Origin of the sequence: Mycolicibacterium septicum DSM 44393 (genome assembly GCF_000455325.1) — a bacterium.
Taxonomy (GTDB): domain Bacteria; phylum Actinomycetota; class Actinomycetes; order Mycobacteriales; family Mycobacteriaceae; genus Mycobacterium; species Mycobacterium septicum.
The window spans coordinates 1,544,310-1,561,107 of record NZ_HG322951.1 but is presented as its reverse complement, the minus strand read 5'-3'; the positions used below and the strand labels follow the sequence as shown (position 1 = coordinate 1,561,107).

Below are 16,798 nucleotides of genomic sequence, written 5' to 3'. Positions count from 1 at the left end.
CAGGCGACATGTCCGTCTGGGACTGGCACTGACGCGAACGCATCAGTCCGGGAGTGAGTTGCTCAACCGCTCGGTGGCGGCGAGGTAGTCCTCGATGAACTCGCGGACCACCTCGCGGGCCGGCTTGACCTTGTTCATCAAACCCACGCCCTGCCCGACGAAGTAGGTGGCCAGTGCTTGCGCCCCCGGATGCCCCTGGGCGGCAAGCACATCCACGCGCCGGATGATCGGCTCGGCCAGCATGTTCTGCAGCGGCAGCGGCAGGGTCTGGTGACCTTCGGGATTCGGCTGCCAGGCGTCAGTCCATTCCGACTTGAGCTGGCGGGCCGGCTTGCCGGTCCGCCCGGTCGAGCGCACGGTGTCCCGCGAGGTCGCCGCCAGCATCTTCTGCACGGTGTGCGGTGCGGTCTCGGCCTCTTCTGTGGTCAGCCACACCGAGCCCGTCCAGGCGCCGGCCGCACCCATCGCGACGGCCGCGGCCATCTGCCGGCCGGTGACGATGCCGCCGGCCGCCAGCACCGGGATGTCACTGCCGGCCTGCTCCAACGTTTCGAGTACTTCCGGCACCAGCACCAGTGTGCTGACCTCACCGCAGTGCCCGCCGGCCTCGGTCCCCTGCGCGACGATCAGATCCACCCCGGCCTGAACCTGTTTGAGGGCGTGCTCGCGGGCACCGACCAGGGCCGCGACCGGGACACCGCGCTCGCGGCCGGCTTCGATCATGTAGTCGGGCGGCACCCCGAGCGCGTTCGCGATCAGCTTGATCGGATGACTCATCGCGACGTCCAACAACTCCCGGCCGGTGTCACCCGACAACGAGGACCCGCCCAGGCGTTGGCGGTCCTCGGGCTCGATGCCGTGATCGGCCAGCAGTTGCGCGACGAACTCGCGGTATTCGGCCGGGATGCGATCGGTGAGCTGTCCGCGCGACAGGTTCTCGCCTTTGCCTTCGAACTTCGCCGGGACGATGATGTCGGCCCCGTAGGGCTTGCCGCCGACCTGCTCGTCGATCCAGGACAGCTCCTGGTCCAGCTGCTCGGGCGTGTAGGCCGTGGCGCCCAGCACGCCGAAGCCGCCGGCGTTGGTCACCGCGGCCACCACGTCACGGCAGTGGCTGAAGGCGAAGAGCGGAAAGTCGATACCGAACTGCTCACAGATCGCGGGTTTCACCCCGTCAGTATTGGCACCCCTACTTGACGGGTGTCAAGAGGGTGCCCGATCTCAGCCCGTCACGGCAGTTCGAACGGCAGCTTCACCCCGTCGTGGGCCAGACAGTGCGTGCAGGCACGCTCGGTGTCGACGGCCTCCAGCGCCTCGTGCACGAGCTTCTTGAACGGCACCAGGTTGCGCTCGAATTCGGCGAACACGTCCACCGTCGTCACCCCGGATCCGGTCTCGATGCCGGCATCCAGATCGGTCACCAAAGCGATTGCCGCATAACACATCTCAAGCTCGCGAGCCAGAACAGCCTCGGGGTAGCCGGTCATGTTGACCAGGGTGAAACCCTGATCGGCGAACCACCGGCTCTCGGCCCTGGTGGAGAACCTCGGCCCCTGGATCACCACCATGGTGCCGCCGTCGACCACCCCGGGCAGCCCGGCCGCGGTCGACCGCAATGCCGGGCAGTAGGGATCGGCGAAACCGACATGGATGCCGCCGGAATCGAAGTACGTGTCGGCCCGCGCTCGGGTGCGGTCCACCAACTGATCCGGCACCACGATCGAACCCGGGCCCAGCTGCGCGGTCAGGCTGCCCACCGCGCACGGACCGAAGATCCGCCGCACCCCCAACATGCGCAGCGCCCACATGTTGGCCCGGTACGGGACCGTGTGCGGCGAGAACTCGTGGCCGGCCCCGTGCCGGGGCAGAAAGGCCACCTCGTGCCCGCCCACGGCCCCGATCGTGATCGGTGCGCTGGGCGCACCGTACGGGGTGTCCACGGTGACGGTGCGGGCCTCCGGCCCGAAGAACGAATAGAAACCGCTACCACCGATGACGCCGAGCATGCAGTGCTATTCGGCCTCGTCGGGTTTCTTGACGGGATCTGCCGGGCCCTCGTCGAGATCCGCGTCCACGGCTGCGCCGAGGTCGTCGTCGTCGAAGTCGTCGAAATCCTCATTCGCCTTGCGGGCGCCGTCGGCGATCTCGAAGACATCGGTGGCCAGGCCACCGATGACGGTCGCGACGTCCTTGACGGCCGTGGTGATGATCGAGGTGACCTGCCCGACCGTGGAGGCCACTGCCTCGACGGATTCCTGCAGCACGTCCTTGCCGATCTCGGTCTTGCTGAGCTGCTCCTTCATAAGGCTCAGTGTAAGAGTCCGCGCGGGGTGGCACCGGGTCAGCTCATACGATGGCCGTCGTGGCCAGTTTCGCGCAATGGATCGAGGGTGCCCGTCCCCGCACCCTGCCCAACGCTGTAGCCCCGGTGCTCGCCGGTACCGGGGCCGCCGCCTGGGTGGGTTCCGCCGTGTGGTGGAAAGCGTTGCTGGCGCTGGCCGTATCGCTGGCACTGATCATCGGGGTGAACTACGCCAACGACTACTCCGACGGTATCCGCGGCACCGACGACGTGCGGTCCGGCCCGCTGCGCCTGGTGGGTTCCAAGCTGGCCTCCCCGCGCGCGGTGCTGACCGCGGCCCTGGTGAGCCTGGCGGTCGGCGCGGTGGCCGGGCTGGCGCTGGCGGCGGTGAGCGCGCCGTGGCTGATCGCGGTCGGTGCCGTGTGCATCGCCGGGGCCTGGCTGTACACCGGCGGCAAGAAGCCCTACGGCTACCTCGGCCTGGGCGAGGTAGCCGTGTTCGTCTTCTTCGGCCTGGTCGCGGTGCTGGGCACGCAGTACACCCAGGCCCTGCGCGTCGACTGGGTCGGCCTGGTCGCCGCGGTGGCAATGGGCTCGCTGTCGTCGGCCGTGCTGGTGGCCAACAACCTGCGCGACATCCCCACCGACAGCCAGTCCGGGAAGATCACCCTCGCGGTGCGCCTCGGCGACGCGCGTACCCGGCTGCTGTATCAACTGCTGGTCGGCGTGGCCCTGGTGCTGCCGCTGGTGCTGATCCTGGCCACTCCGTGGTGTGCGGTGGGCCTGCTCGCGGCCGCACCGGCGGTGCGGGCACTGCGGCCGGTGCGCAACGGCAGCACCGGCGCCCAGCTGATCCCGGTGCTGCGCGACACCGGGCTGACCATGCTGGTGTGGGCGGTTGCGGTGTCCGCAGCCCTGTTCCTGGCCTGATCCCTCTCCCGCGAGCAGACGTGAAAGTACCCTCCAGACATCGTTTTCGGGTACTTCCGCGTCTGCTCGGCACCGGTGAGCGCAAGGTTATCCACAAGTCGTAATCGGCACCTTCCTCTCGGAGACGCCGGCAGCCACGATCGTGAACGTGAGCGTCGAAGAGATCTTTGCCGCCAATGGCGGAGTTGCCACCGCTGCACAGTTGACCACCGTGATGACCCGCAAGATGGTCGCGTCGCTGGTGCGGTCGGGCGCAATCGTGCGCGTACGACGAGGTGTCTATGCCCCGAGCCGCCCCGATATCGCTGACCGATTGGCCGCCCTCGACCTGCTCAACGCCACCCCCATCGCCGTGTGCATGAGCACAGCTGCCGCGATGTACGGTTTCGACACCGAAAACGACGACCGGATCCACGTCCTCGAACCCGGGGTCCGTATCCGGCCCGACGCCCATGTCATGGTGCATCAACGCCTCGGCGCACCGCTGCGGCGCGTGTCCGGGCGGCTCGCAACAGCACCGGCCTGGACGGCAATCGAAATCGCCCGCACGCTGCGCAGACCACGGGCACTGGCCACACTAGACGCTGCACTGCGCGTCAACGCGTGTACGGCTGCGGAGTTGGATGCTGTGATCGCCGAACAGAAGGGGCGCCGTGGCATCGTCGCGGTACGCGACCTACTGCCGCACGCCGACGGCAGGGCCGAATCTCCGATGGAAAGCGAAATGCGTCTTGTCTTCATCGACTGGTCGGTGCCGCCTCCGGAGCTTCAGTACGAGATCGTTGACCGCAGTGGTCAAACGTGGCGCGTCGACTTCGCCTGGCCACATGCCAAACTGGCCGCCGAATACGACAGCATCGAGTGGCACGCCAATCCTGCGGCATTCACCCACGACCGGATCAAGACTGCGCGGCTGCAGGAATGCGGTTGGACCACGATCCCGGCAGTGGTAGATGACATCCGCAAGCAACCCGAGCACTTGGTGCGCCAAGTGCTGTGGCGCTTGAACTATCCCGCACTTGTCGGCTGAATTTCCCGGCGAGCAGACGCCAATGCACCCCACAACGACGGATTTGGGGTACCGGCGCGTCTGCTCGGCAAAAAAGCACTAACGTGGCCGTCGGCCTGCAACGCCGACCACCTGGGGGATGCGCATGACCATTTCGACCGAGGCGCATCAGCCCGCACCGTCGGGCCGCGCCGAAACCCGTCGGGCCATCTGGAACACCATCCGGGGTTCGTCGGGCAACCTCGTCGAGTGGTACGACGTCTACGTCTACACGGTGTTCGCCACGTACTTCGAAGCGCAGTTCTTCGACAAGGCCGACAAGAACGCGACGGTCTACGTGTACGCGATCTTCGCGGTCACGTTCCTCACCCGCCCGATCGGCTCGTGGTTCTTCGGCCGATTCGCCGACCGGCGCGGCCGCCGTGCCGCGCTGACCTTCAGTGTCTCGCTGATGGCACTGTGCTCACTGGTGATCGCACTCGTGCCGTCGCGCGAAACCATCGGTGTCGCAGCGCCGATCATCCTCATCCTGTGCCGGCTGGTGCAGGGCTTCGCGACCGGCGGCGAGTACGGCACCTCGGCGACCTACATGTCCGAAGCCGCCACCCGGGAACGGCGCGGCTTCTTCTCCTCGTTCCAGTACGTGACACTGGTCGGCGGTCACGTGCTGGCCCAGTTCACCCTGCTGATCATCCTCACCACGCTCAGCACCGAGCAGGTCCACGAATTCGGTTGGCGCATCGGCTTTGCCATCGGCGGCGTGGCCGCGGTTGTGGTGTTCTGGCTGCGCCGCACCATGGACGAATCGCTGTCCGCCGAACAACTCGAAGCGGTCCGCGAAGGAAAGGACACGAGCTCGGGCTCGTTGAGCGAACTGCTCACCCGCTACTGGCGGCCACTGCTGCTGTGCTTCCTGATCACCATGGGCGGCACCCTGGCGTTCTACGCCTACAGCGTCAACGCCCCGGCGATCGTCAAGACCACCTACAAGGACCAGGCGATGACCGCCACCTGGATCAATCTGATCGGGCTGATCTTCCTGATGGCGATCCAGCCCATCGGCGGGATGATCAGCGACAAGGTGGGCCGCAAACCGCTGCTGCTGTGGTTCGGCATCGGCGGGGTGATCTACACCTACGTCCTGTTCACCTATCTGCCCCAGACACATTCACCTCTGATGTCCTTCCTGCTGGTCGCCGTCGCCTACGTGATCCTGACCGGCTACACCTCGATCAACGCCCTGGTGAAATCCGAGCTGTTCCCCTCGCACGTGCGGGCCCTCGGCGTGGGAATCGGCTACGCCCTGGCGAATTCGATGTTCGGCGGGACCGCGCCGGTGATCTACCAGGCGCTCAAGGAACGCGACCTCGTGCCGTGGTTCATCGCCTACGTCACGGTGTGCATCGCGCTGTCCCTGCTGGTGTATCTGTTCTTCCTCAAGAACAAGGCCGAAACCTATCTGGACCAGGAGAAGGGTTCGGCCTTCATCCGGTAGCGCCGGCGCCGACAGAACGGGGACCCAACCGGTACGTTCATGGTCGTGATGAGTGCGCTGCGGGTGGTCGTCGCCGACGATGACGTGCTTCTGCGTGAGGGCTTGGCCAGCCTGCTCGACCGGTCCGGATTCGACGTCGTCGGGCAGGCCGCCGACGCAACGGAATTGCTTGCCCTGGTTCGGGATCAGGCACCGCAACTGGCCGTGGTCGACATCCGGATGCCACCCACCCACACCACCGAGGGCCTGGACGCCGCAAAGGTGATCCGTACCGAGTCCCCCGATACCGGCATCCTGGTGCTGTCCGCGCACGTCGACGTCGAGCACGCGACCGAGCTGCTCGCCAGCGGCCACGGCATCGGCTACCTGCTCAAGACGCGGGTGACCGACGTCAACGATTTCGTCGAGACCCTGGAGCGGATCGCCAAGGGAGCCTCCGTGGTCGACCCGGCGCTGGTGTCCGAGTTGGTCTCGGCCCGCCGCCGCGACGACCCGCTGGCCGCCCTCAGCGCCCGCGAGCGCGAAGTCCTGATGCTGATGGCCGAGGGCCGGTCCAACGCAGGCATCGCCCGCCGGCTCTGGGTCACCGAGGGCACCGTGGAAAAACACGTCCGCAGCATCCTGACCAAACTGAACCTCCCCGAGACCGGCGACGACCATCGCCGGGTCCGCGCCGTGATCACCTATTTGGAAGCGCGGTAGCCGTCAACTCGCGGAGCGCTTCCACCGACAGCGCGTATTTCGACACGAAGCCCAGCGCCGGGCTGGCCGCGATCACCTCGACCAGATCCTGCTCGGAGTAGGTCGAGGTGAGGATCACGAGCGGCCGGTGCGCACTGCGGTGCAACTGGTCGGCCACGTCGAACCCGCTCTCGGCGCCGAGCATCACATCGAGCAGAACCACGTCGGGCCGCAGTTCGTCGCACATCTTCATGGCCTGCTCGCCGTCGGCCGCCGCGCCGACGACCTCGACCCCGCCGCCACCCAACAACCGGGTCGCGGCGCTGCGGAATCCGGCGCTGTCATCGACGATGAGGCAGCGCACCGGGCCCCCACATCAGAGTCATGAACTCAGCGTCTCAGTCCCGGATCGCGGTTGCATTACCGCTAGCCGGAATATCGCCGCACAGCCGGCATGAACGCCGGCGGCGTAGCGTTCGTACTGTTCAGATGACTGTCGCCCGTGCTGTCCCGACTCTCGCCGACCGGCCCTGGCGGTCGGTGCGTACCCGGCTGCTGGGGATGCTGCTGCGGCCGAAGGCGCCGCCGCTGGCGGCCGGGATCGTCGTTGCGATCGTCTTCATCACCGCCGAGACCCTGGTCGTCACCCAGTTACGCCGGACGGCACCCGAAAGCTCGTTCGGCGCGGTGTTCCTACTCGGGGTCCTGGTGGTCTCGGCCGGCTGGGGAATCTGGCTCGCGGTGGCCACGTCCTTGGCCAGCGCCGTGGTCTACGTGCATTTCCACATGGAGACCCACGGCGCACTGATGCCGATCCACGACCAGGACATCACCGCCATCCTGGTCTTCCTGCCGGTCGCGCTGCTGACCAATCTGCTGGTCGGGCAGGCCCGGCTGCGGGCTGCCGATGCCGCGGCGCTGGCGGGACAGCAGGCGGCGCTGCGCCACGTCGCCACCCTGGTGGCTCGCGGATCCCATCCCGACGAGGTCTACCCGGTGGCGGTCGCGGAGTTGGCCGGCGGGCTGGGTATGGACCACGTGGGGCTGCTGCTCTATCAGGACGACGGGACCGCGGCGGTGCTGGCCTCTCGCGACCCACACGGTGCGACCAAGCTGCACATCGGCGAACGATTGCCGCTGGAGAGCGGGTCGCTGCTGACCGCGATCGCCGAGACCGCCGAACCGGCCCGCATCGAGGACTACGCCAGGGAGACCGGCGTCACCGCGTCGCGCATCCGGGGCATCGGGATCCGCTCGGCCGTCGGCGCCCCCATCACCGTCGACGGTCGGGTTCGCGGCCTGTTGGTGGTCGGCTCGGCCCGGCCGGGCGCCTTCGACCCGGGAACCGAAGCCCGGGTCGGCGACTTCGCGGACCTGGTCGCCACCGCGATCGCCAACTCCGAAACCCGTGCCGCACTGACCGCCTCGCGGGCCCGGATCGTGACTGCCGCCGACCAGGCCCGGCGGCAGTTCGAACGCGACCTGCACGACGGCGCCCAGCAGCGGGTCGTCTCACTGAGCCTGGCGTTGCGGGCCACCCAGGCATCGTTACCGGCCGGCCAGACCGAACTCAACGAGCAACTCGACAACCTCGTGGCGGGGCTGTCCGCGCTGTCGACCGAACTGCAAGAGCTTTCCCGCGGAATGCATCCGGCCGTGCTGTCCCGCAGCGGCCTGGGCGCCGCGATCCGCTCCCTGGCCCGCCGCTCACCGATCCCGGTCGACGTCGAGGTCGACCTGAACGACCCGATCCCCGAATCGGTGGGCGTGGCCGCGTACTACGTCCTCGCCGAGGCTTTGACCAACGCGGCCAAGCATTCCGGCGCAACGGCCGTGGAAGTCACGGCCTCCGTCACCGACCACACCCTGCACCTCTCGGTGCGCGACGACGGTGTCGGCGGTGCCGTCACCGGGGCCGGGTCCGGATTGATCGGTCTGGCCGACCGCGCCGAGGCACTGTCCGGTCAGCTCAGTGTCACCAGCCCACCGGGAACCGGGACCACGATCTGCGCCTCGATCCCGCTCAATTGCGGTCAGCCGCAGCCTCGTCAGTGATGGAACAGCAGCCCGTACGGCCCGAAGAACGGGTACTGGGCCTGGTAGTCCACAGCCGGCGGGGTCGCGACGACCTGCGCATTGCCGTCGGATCGGCACACCGTCGAGGTCGCCCCGGAGGTGGTACAGGTCTGCGCGCCGGGGTCGGCCTGGGCCACGGGTGCCAGAGCGATTGCCGCAGCGGACGCGGTCAAGAGCATCGACAAACGTATCGAGTTACTCATGGTGGCGGTACTCCTTTGTCAGCCAACTCAATTCGAGTAACTCAAGCCTCGCCGACAGTGGCGCCGGAAACGACGGCGCTGACCCCCAATTCTCGTTACCTGCTATCCCCCAGAAGCTTGATCGCGTTCTGGGAGTGAAGATTTGCTGCTATTTGGATTTCGGTGGCTCGTCGCCGCGCAACCGCGCCTGCAGCTGCTCGCGATCCTTGCGCCGTCGCTCGTCGACGACCGCGATGGAGGCCGTCGCCCGCTCGCGCAGCGGCCGGAACAGCCAGATCCCCAGCGGCAGTGCGATCACGATCGCGAACAGCAACGCCACCACCACCGGGAAATCCCCGGTGACCAAATACCCCAGACCGTAGATCGCACCGGTCAGCACAGCGACCAGCACAAGCCGGGCGATGAGGTAAACCACGACGTCGGTGACCATGCGGGAGGTCGAACCACTTCCTGACACGCTCCGAGCCTACCGACGGCGCGTATATTCGGATAAAGGAGGTTTCGAGTGGCGTATCTACTCCTGCTCATTGCCGCAGCAAGCCTGGTGTACATCGGCTGGCGGCTGGCGCGGGTTTCCGGCAGTCAATCCAAGACCCGGGTCATCGGTCCCGATGACGACCCGGAGTTCCTGCGCCGGCTCGGGCACGGCGACAATCCCCGCAACTAGCCCGCGTCAGGCGCGCGAGTTCGTCGACCGGCGTGCCCCCGCGAAATCGGATGCCACCACCGCCGCCAGCTCGATCAGCGCCTCACGGGTACCCGGCTTGAGACGATCCAGGCTGATCTCGGCGCCTTCCTCCAGATGCGGATCGAACGGCACCAGCCGCACCGCACGGCACCGCCGCGAGAAGTGGTCCACCACCTTGGACAGATCGACCTTGCCCGAGCGTGGCCGCACCGCGTTGATCACCGCGATGGAATTGCGCACCAGATCCTGATGGCCGTGGGCGTCGAGCCAGTCCAGCGTCGCCGACGCGCTGCGCGCCCCGTCCACCGAACCCGAGCTGATCACTACCAGCACGTCGGCCTTGGACAGCACCGCCGACATCGCCGAGTGCATCAACCCCGTCCCACAATCGGTGAGCACCAGGCTGTAGAACCGCTCCAGCACCTCCAGCGCGTGCAGATAGTCGTCGGAACTGAACGCCTCCGACACCGCCGGATCGCTCTCGGAGGCCAGCACCTCCAGCCGGCTCGGCCCCTGTGAGGTGTAGGCCCGCACATCGCTGTAGCGCTCGATGCCTTCGGCGTCCCGCAGCAGGTGCCGCACCGTCGCAGCCGTCTCCAGCGGCACCTTCTGGCTCAGCGTGCCCCGGTCGGGGTTGGCATCCACCGCGACCACCCGATCTCCGCGGATCGAGGCGAACGTGGCGCCAAGCGTCGCGGTGACGGTGGTCTTACCCACGCCGCCCTTCAAGGACATCAACGCGATCCGGTAGCAGCCCTGCAGCGGCTGGCTGACCTCGCCGACCAGGTTGTTGCGGTGCGTGGCCTTGGGGCTCTCACCGACGTTGACCTGCTTGAACGACGCGACGTAGAGGGCCTTGCGCCAGCCCGAGGTGGGTGGGTTCTTGCGTTGGCCCAACAGTGCGGCGGTGGAGAGGTCCCGGTAGGGCGTCGCGAAGTCAGCAGCGGCGGGCCGCTCGACAGACCCAGCGGCGGGCCGCTCGACAGATCCAGCGGCGGGCCGCTCAACAGACCCAGCGACGGGCTCGACAGGTCCACCGGCGGGCCGCTCGAAGATTCCCGCTGCCGGCCCCGGGAAGTTTGCGGCGACCGGCCCCGGAAAGTGGCCGGGCACCGGCGGTGCGGTGATCACCGGGATACCTTGCGGCGGCGTCGGGGCGGTCCACTCCGCGGGCAGCGGCGTGGAAACACCGGGCTCGGTGGGGTTGCTGAACCGCTGCTGACCGCGGAAACCGGGCACCGGTGCGAACACCGACGGCACGAGCGGAGGCTCGGCGACCGGGGGTGGCGCGAGCGCCGGGGAAGCCGCGGGCGGTGCGTCGAGCGCGGCGTCTGTTGACGGTTCGCTGTTGTCCTGTGGGGCGGATTCCTGCGTCTCGGACGGCTCCGACACTGACTCAGGCACTGGTTCGGACACGAATTCCCCTCTTCTCCACACGCTTCCGACCGGACCGCGGCTGCGCCACAACCTCAGGGCGCGCGGTCACTCACCAACCCGACGGTGCCTAGCCGACCCCCGCGTACGAATGCAGACCCACGGTCACCAGATTGATGAAGAACAGGTTGAACACCATCGCGACGAAACCGACGACGTTGATCCAGGCCGCCTTGCGGTCCCGCCAACCCGCGGTCGAGCGTGCATGCAGGTACGCCGCGTAAACCACCCACGCGATGAACGACACCGTCTCCTTGGGGTCCCAGCCCCAGTACCGGCCCCAGGCCTCCTCGGCCCAGATCGCGCCGAAGATCACGCCGAAGCCGAAGATCGGGAACGCGAAGATCGTGGTGCGGTAGGCAATCCGGTCCAGGGTCTGCGCGTCGGGCAGCCGGGCGATGATCCGCGCGACGGTCCCTTCGCGGCCTGGCTCGCCCAGCGGCGACATCTTCAGCAGGAACAGGATGCTGGCCACGCCGGCCACCAGGAACACCCCGGAGCCGAGGCTGACCACCGAAACGTGGATGGGCAGCCAGTAGGACTGCAGCGCGGGCATCACCGGGGCGGCATTGGAGTACAGCCAGCGTCCCGACACCGTCAGCAGGATCAGCACCGGAACCAGCACGAACACCCACAGCGCGCGGTACAGCGGCTTGCGCAACACCACGGCCGCCGCGATCAGACCGCAGAAACTGGTCAGGTTGATGAACTCGTACATGTTGCCCCACGGCACCCGTGAGGTGGCCAGGCCGCGCAACACGATGCAGATGAACAGCATGCCGATGCCGACGTAGGTCAGCGCCAGCCCGGTCTTGCCGACCCGCTCGTCGAACGGGCGCCGGGGTTCCTCGGCGACGACGCCGGGGGTGACGCTGTCGGCGCCGACGGTGGCACCGACCAGTTCACGGCTTTCGACGCGACGTCCGCGGCTGTAGGCGAGTTCGACGGCGAGCAGGATCAGCGCGCCGACCAGAATCACCACCGACGACGTGAACGCCCAGTCGGAGTACCTGGCCAGTCCGATGTCGATGTGCTCGGTATTCACTGGTCCGCCTTCTCTTCTACCGCCGGCGCGTCGTCGTACCCCTCCAACAGCCGCGCGGTCAGCTTTTTCGAACTCATCGCCCCAACCGGAGTTGTCGGTACGGGCCAGCCCGCCCAGCTCGACGTTCACCGTACCCGCAGTCGCGGGTTGGATCCGAACCCAGATCCGGCGCCGCCGTACCACCAACGACACCAGCAACCCGGTCATCATCGACATCGCGAACACCAGCACCCAGACCTGGGCCGGGTCGTGGGAGACCTGCAGGTTGACGAACGGCACCGCGCCGTCGAACCGGACCTTGGTGCCGTCGTCGAGCCGGGTGTCCTGACCTTCGACCAGGTTGACGCGGGCCACCTTGGTCAGTTGCTTGCGATCGATCAACCGGGGATCGAGGGAGAACAACGACTGCGGCCGGCCGGTGTCCAGGCCGGTGTCACCGCGGTAGATGTCGATGGCGACGGCCGGGTCGTTGAGCGCCGGGAAGCTCGACGACAGCAGCGTGCCCTCGAGTTGCTTGGTGGGTGCGAACAGGCCCTGGATCGCGATCTGGTGCTTGCGGCGCTCGTCGGCGTCGGGATACGTGCCGGCGGGCGGGTCGATCCGGACGACACCCGAGGACAGCAACGTCAGCTGTTCTTCGGGCCGCCATTGGATGGTCTGGCTGCGTTGCTGACCGTCGGGGAAGGTCACCGTGAACGACGGCGCGTAGCCGTGTCCCTGCAGGTACACGCGGTCGCCGCCGATGCGCAGCGGGTGGTTGACCTCAAGACGGTAGGACCGCCAGGTATCGGCGGCCAGATCGTCACCGGACTGGTAGTCGATGTCGGCGGCGAACGACAACGCCTGCCCGGTGGGCAGGTAGTGCGCGTCGAAGTCGTTGACCCGCAGACAGATCGGGCTCAGTGAGGTGCCGTCGACGGTGTTGCCGGCCCGGAACGAGTCGAAGGCCGCCGGCGAGGCGGTGCAGAATCCGGGGCCGCCGTCGGCGATGACGATGACGTTGCCCTCGTACCCGAACAGCTTGCCCGCGGCCACCGCCGCCAGCAGACCGAGCAGCGAGAAGTGGAAGACGATGTTGCCGAACTCCCGCAGATAGCCCTTCTCCGCCGATATCTCGGTACCAGCATCGGTCTGCCGGGTGACCTTGCGCCAGCCCTTCAGCCGCCGCGTCACGGTCTCGGCGATCTCGTCGGCGTCGGCGCTCACCTGCTCGGCATTGTGTTTGGGCAGCCGGCCCAGGTTGCGCGGTGCCGGCACCGGCACTGCCCGCAGGTTGCGGAAATGCTCGACCATCCGGGGGGTCAGGCAGCCCACCAGCGAGATGAACAGCAGCACGTAGATGGCGGTGAACCAGAAGCTGGAGAACACGTCGAAGGCCTGCAGCCGGTCCAGCCACGGCCCGAGGGTGGGATGTGCGGCCAGGTACTCGTCGACCTTGGACTCGTTGAGGCTGCGTTGCGGCAGCAACGCACCCGGGATCGCGCCGAGCGCCAGCAGGAACAGCAGCACCAGCGCGGTGCCCATCGAGGTCAGGGTCCGCCAGGTGTTGCGCACCAGCGCGATCAGACGTGAGAACGCTCCAGGGCGCCGAGTTTCGGCGTCGGTCATATCGGCAGCCTCACATCACTGACGAACGCGTCGCGCACCCACGACACGAAGTCGTTCCACAGACCCGTCACGAGTGCGGTGCCCACCAGGATCAGCAGCACACCGCCGAGAATCTGAATGGTCCGGGTGTGCCTGCGCAACCAGCCCAGCCCGGTCACCGCCCGCGCCGAACCCAGCGCCAGCAGCACGAACGGGATGCCAAGGCCCAGGCAGTAGGCCAGCACCAGCACCACCCCGCGAGCCACGGTGGCGCCGTCGGTGGCCGAGGCCACCGCGATCACCCCGGTCAGCGTCGGGCCCAGGCAAGGCGTCCAGCCCAGCGCGAACACCGCGCCCAGCAATGGGGCGCCGGCCATCGTGGACCACTGCCGGGGCGCGAACCGGGCCTGGCGTTGCAACGCCGGGATGAAGCCGACGAACACCAGGCCCATCACGATCGTCACGACACCGCCGATGCGTTGCAGCAGAACCTGATTGGCGATCAGAGTGGTGGTCATCCCCAGCACCGCGACGGCACCGAGCAGAAACACCACGGTGAAACCCGCGACGAACAGTGCGGCCGCACCGGCCACCCGCAACCGCGCGGTGCGGGTCGCCTGCTTCGTCAATCCGGCCTCGCCGGCCACCGGGGCTTCCTGGACCCCGACGACCGCGGCCAGATAGGACAGGTAGCCGGGCACCAGCGGCACCACGCACGGCGAGGCGAACGACACCAGACCGGCCAGCACACTGATCCCCAGCGCCAGCAGCACCGGCCCGGCCGCGGCGATCTCGGCGAACCCGGTCATTTCTGCGGTCCCGGTTCGGCCGCCAGCCGCTCGACGACCGGTTGCAGATCCTCGGCCAGCAGCTCGCGCAGGAACACTGCGGCCACCCGGTGCTGACGGTCCAGCACCACGGTCGACGGGATCACCGTGGTCGGGTACTTCCCGCCGAACGCGATCATCGTCCGCATCGCCGGGTCGTAGATGGACGGGAAGGTGACCTTGCGGTCGGTGACGAAATCGACTGCGGCATCACGGTTGTTGTCCCGCACGTCGATGCCGAGGAACTGAACGCCGTCGCGACGGGTCGCTTCGTACACCTTCTGCAGCTGACCGATCTCGGCCCGGCACGGCCCACACCACTGGCCCCACACGTTGATCACCACGACCTTGCCGGCGAAATCATCCAGCGAGATGGTCTTGCTCGGGTCGGCTAGGTCGGGACCGCTCAATTTGCCTGGGGTGCCGCGCTTTTCGGGCGGATCGTAGAAGATGTCGGTCTTGCCGCCGGGTGCGACGAACTCGAAGGTGCCACCCTGGGCCACCGCGTCGTCACCCGTCGAGCATCCGGTGAGCAGCACCAGTCCTGCCAGCACCGCCGCACTCACCCGGGCGACCAACGACCTCATTCAGATTCCCCAGGGCTCCGTGTAGCCCCACCGGATCAGCTTGTCGTCGTCGAAGCTGAACGACGTGATCGAAGACAGGTTGCACAACCGGCTGTGCGGCAACGGCAGGTGGGCCAGCTTGCGTCCGGTCATGGCCCGGCGCAGCGTCTCGACCGGGAGCTGGTGACTGACGCACACGGCCTCGTGCCCGGCCGCCTTCTCCCGGGCGCGGTGCATGGCCGCCATCATCCGCGGCGCGATCTCGTCGTAGGGCTCGCCCCAGGACGGTTTCATCGGGTTGCGCAGCCGCGGCCAGTTCCTCGGGTCGCGGAGCGCACCGTCGCCGGGGGCCACCCGCTCCCCCTCGAACATGTTCCACGACTCGATCAGATCGCCGTCCGTGGCGATCGGCAGCCCGTGGCTTTCGGCGATCGGGGTGGCCGTTTCCTGAGCCCGCTCCAACGGTGAGGCCACCACGTAGACGACGTCCTTGCTCGCCAGCCAATCCGCGGCGGCCTGCGCCTGGGCCCGCCCGCGGTCGGACAGGTGGTAGCCGGACAGCCGGCCGTAGAGCACCTTCTCCGGGTTGAACACCTCGCCGTGGCGCATCACGTGCACGGTCGTTCGCGTCACTGCTTGGCCTCCGCGGCGGCACGGGCCGCGCCGGGCAGCGCGTCGGCGATGCGGGAGAACGCCTCGTCATCCAAAGCCGCTGAGACGAACCAGGTTTCGAAGGCGCTGCACGGCGGGTAGACCCCGGCCTCGAGCAGCGCGTGGAAGAACGGCGGGAAGCGCCAGGTTTCGGTGGCCTTGGCCGCCGCGAAGTCGTCGACCTGCTCGTCGGTGAAGAACACGCTGAGCATGTTGCCGGCGCGCTGCACGCGGTGGGCCACGCCGGCGTCGGTGAGCGCACCGGTGAGCAGGCCTGCCAGCCGGTCGGCATTGGCATCCAGCCGGGCGTAGGCGGCGTCGTCGGCGTTGCGCAACGTGGCCAGCCCGGCGGCCATCGCCACCGGGTTACCGGAGAGGGTCCCGGCCTGATAGACCGGCCCCAGCGGGGCCAACCGCCCCATCACCTCGGCACTGCCGCCGAAGGCCGCGGCCGGCAGGCCGCCGCTCATCACCTTTCCGAAGGTGAACAGGTCGGCGGCGACGGGATCGAGCCCGTACCAGCCGGCCCGGCTCACCCGGAAGCCCGTCATGACCTCGTCGAGGATCAGCAGCGCGCCGTGGGCCGCGGTGATCCGGCGCAACGCCGCGTTGAAACCGGGCAGCGGGGCGACCGTGCCCATGTTGCCCGGGCTGGCCTCGCTGATGATGCAGGCGATCTCGTCGCCGAACCGGCCGAAGATCTCTTCCACCGCGGCGATGTTGTTGTACGGCAGCACGATGGTGTCGGCCGCCGCCGCGCCGGTGACACCGGGCGAGGACGGCAGACCCAGGGTGGCCACACCCGAGCCGGCGTCGGCCAGCAGCGCGTCACTGTGGCCGTGATAGCAGCCGGAGAACTTGATGATCTTGGCGCGACCGGTGTAGCCGCGGGCCAGCCGGATCGCGCTCATGGTGGCCTCGGTGCCCGAGTTGACCAGCCGCAGCCGCTCGACGGGGGCGACCCGGTCGATGATCTCGGCGGCCAGTTCGGTCTCCGATGGGGTCGGGGCACCGAAGCTCAGTCCGTCGACCACCGCCTTCTGCACGGCCTCCACGACCGCGGGGTGCGCGTGGCCGAGCAGCATCGGGCCCCACGAGCAGACCAGGTCGACGTAGCGGTTGTCATCCGCATCGGTCAGCCAGTAGCCCTTGGCCGAGGTGATGAACCTGGGGGTGCCGCCGACCGAGCTGAAGGCTCGCACCGGGGAGTTCACTCCACCGGGGATAACTGCGCAGGCATCGGCGAACAGCTGGGCCGATCGCTGAGTCTGCGGTTGATCAACACGCATGGCCACCAGTGTCCC

Annotated in this window: 18 protein-coding genes and 1 pseudogene; 6 read left to right on the top strand and 13 right to left on the bottom strand. The window is 68.0% G+C overall.

All coding sequences use genetic code 11. The features are described 5' to 3' along the window. Positions 1–42: 42 nt before the first annotated feature. From TX88_RS07295 to TX88_RS07285, 3 genes are read right to left on the bottom strand one after another with little or no spacing between them, the layout of a single operon-like run. Positions 43–1,170, bottom strand: a complete 1,128-nt coding sequence (locus tag TX88_RS07295) for a nitronate monooxygenase (RefSeq protein WP_044515735.1) — start codon at positions 1,168–1,170, stop codon at positions 43–45. Positions 1,171–1,229: 59 nt separating this feature from the next. Further along, positions 1,230–2,006 (bottom strand): S-methyl-5'-thioadenosine phosphorylase, encoded by a 777-nt coding sequence (locus TX88_RS07290; protein WP_044515733.1) that lies wholly within the window; start codon positions 2,004–2,006, stop codon positions 1,230–1,232. A gap of 6 nt (positions 2,007–2,012) precedes the next feature. Further along, on the bottom strand, positions 2,013–2,303 hold the full coding sequence (locus TX88_RS07285) for a hypothetical protein (RefSeq protein ID WP_044515732.1): 291 nt from the start codon (positions 2,301–2,303) through the stop codon (positions 2,013–2,015). Between the two features lie 59 nt (positions 2,304–2,362). On the opposite strand from TX88_RS07285, the gene TX88_RS07280 reads away from it, so the two are divergent. The 4 genes from TX88_RS07280 to TX88_RS07265 all read left to right on the top strand — a co-directional run bounded on the left by TX88_RS07280 (position 2,363) and on the right by TX88_RS07265 (position 6,438). Beyond that, positions 2,363–3,232, top strand: coding sequence for a 1,4-dihydroxy-2-naphthoate polyprenyltransferase (locus TX88_RS07280; RefSeq protein ID WP_044519173.1), 870 nt, complete (start codon positions 2,363–2,365; stop codon positions 3,230–3,232). A gap of 148 nt (positions 3,233–3,380) precedes the next feature. After that, positions 3,381–4,262 carry a type IV toxin-antitoxin system AbiEi family antitoxin domain-containing protein gene (locus TX88_RS07275; protein ID WP_049925148.1) on the top strand — a complete coding sequence of 294 codons (882 nt, stop codon included), beginning with the start codon at positions 3,381–3,383 and terminating at the stop codon, positions 4,260–4,262. A 124-nt stretch (positions 4,263–4,386) separates the two neighbouring features. Continuing rightward, positions 4,387–5,736: an MFS transporter gene (locus TX88_RS07270; protein WP_044519172.1), complete on the top strand. Its 1,350-nt coding sequence runs from the start codon at positions 4,387–4,389 to the stop codon at positions 5,734–5,736. A gap of 48 nt (positions 5,737–5,784) precedes the next feature. Beyond that, complete coding sequence (locus TX88_RS07265; protein WP_044519171.1) at positions 5,785–6,438, top strand: response regulator; 654 nt, start codon at positions 5,785–5,787, stop codon at positions 6,436–6,438. On the opposite strand, the gene TX88_RS07260 is transcribed toward TX88_RS07265, so the two are convergent. Next, a complete protein-coding gene (locus TX88_RS07260; RefSeq protein ID WP_044515728.1) occupies positions 6,416–6,781 on the bottom strand; it encodes a LytR/AlgR family response regulator transcription factor in 366 nt (121 codons plus the stop codon). The genes TX88_RS07265 and TX88_RS07260 overlap by 23 nt on opposite strands. A gap of 125 nt (positions 6,782–6,906) precedes the next feature. Here TX88_RS07260 and TX88_RS07255 point away from each other — a divergent pair, with 125 nt between their 5' ends. Further along, entirely contained in the window at positions 6,907–8,472 is a 1,566-nt protein-coding gene (locus tag TX88_RS07255) for a GAF domain-containing sensor histidine kinase (protein WP_044515726.1), read from the top strand. On the opposite strand, the gene TX88_RS07250 is transcribed toward TX88_RS07255, so the two are convergent. Together TX88_RS07250 and TX88_RS07245 are read right to left on the bottom strand one after the other, a co-directional pair. After that, a complete protein-coding gene (locus tag TX88_RS07250) occupies positions 8,466–8,696 on the bottom strand; it encodes a hypothetical protein (protein WP_044515724.1) in 231 nt (76 codons plus the stop codon). The two genes, TX88_RS07255 and TX88_RS07250, sit on opposite strands and share 7 nt — an antisense overlap. A 148-nt stretch (positions 8,697–8,844) precedes the next feature. Further along, positions 8,845–9,126: a DUF4229 domain-containing protein gene (locus tag TX88_RS07245; protein ID WP_044515722.1), complete on the bottom strand. Its 282-nt coding sequence runs from the start codon at positions 9,124–9,126 to the stop codon at positions 8,845–8,847. A 75-nt stretch (positions 9,127–9,201) separates the two neighbouring features. On the opposite strand from TX88_RS07245, the gene TX88_RS34515 reads away from it, so the two are divergent. Next, entirely contained in the window at positions 9,202–9,363 is a 162-nt protein-coding gene (locus TX88_RS34515; RefSeq protein WP_167333290.1) for a hypothetical protein, read from the top strand. A gap of 6 nt (positions 9,364–9,369) precedes the next feature. Here TX88_RS34515 and TX88_RS07240 read toward each other — a convergent pair whose 3' ends face one another. The 7 genes and pseudogenes from TX88_RS07240 to hemL form a co-directional block, all read right to left on the bottom strand. Further along, positions 9,370–10,800, bottom strand: coding sequence for a MinD/ParA family ATP-binding protein (locus tag TX88_RS07240; protein WP_409365854.1), 1,431 nt, complete (start codon positions 10,798–10,800; stop codon positions 9,370–9,372). An 88-nt stretch (positions 10,801–10,888) separates the two neighbouring features. Then, positions 10,889–11,797 carry a c-type cytochrome biogenesis protein CcsB gene (gene ccsB, locus TX88_RS34975; protein ID WP_280113233.1) on the bottom strand — a complete coding sequence of 303 codons (909 nt, stop codon included), beginning with the start codon at positions 11,795–11,797 and terminating at the stop codon, positions 10,889–10,891. Between the two features lie 62 nt (positions 11,798–11,859). Continuing rightward, positions 11,860–13,387 (bottom strand): annotated as a pseudogene (locus TX88_RS34970) (cytochrome c biogenesis protein ResB). A gap of 80 nt (positions 13,388–13,467) precedes the next feature. Continuing rightward, complete coding sequence (locus tag TX88_RS07230; RefSeq protein WP_044515720.1) at positions 13,468–14,259, bottom strand: cytochrome c biogenesis CcdA family protein; 792 nt, start codon at positions 14,257–14,259, stop codon at positions 13,468–13,470. Beyond that, positions 14,256–14,864 carry a TlpA disulfide reductase family protein gene (locus tag TX88_RS07225; protein WP_044515718.1) on the bottom strand — a complete coding sequence of 203 codons (609 nt, stop codon included), beginning with the start codon at positions 14,862–14,864 and terminating at the stop codon, positions 14,256–14,258. Before TX88_RS07225 ends, TX88_RS07230 begins: the two co-directional genes overlap by 4 nt. Beyond that, positions 14,865–15,452 carry a histidine phosphatase family protein gene (locus TX88_RS07220; RefSeq protein ID WP_044515716.1) on the bottom strand — a complete coding sequence of 196 codons (588 nt, stop codon included), beginning with the start codon at positions 15,450–15,452 and terminating at the stop codon, positions 14,865–14,867. 20 nt (positions 15,453–15,472) lie between these two features. Beyond that, positions 15,473–16,783: a glutamate-1-semialdehyde 2,1-aminomutase gene (gene hemL, locus TX88_RS07215; protein WP_044519168.1), complete on the bottom strand. Its 1,311-nt coding sequence runs from the start codon at positions 16,781–16,783 to the stop codon at positions 15,473–15,475. Positions 16,784–16,798: the final 15 nt, after the last annotated feature.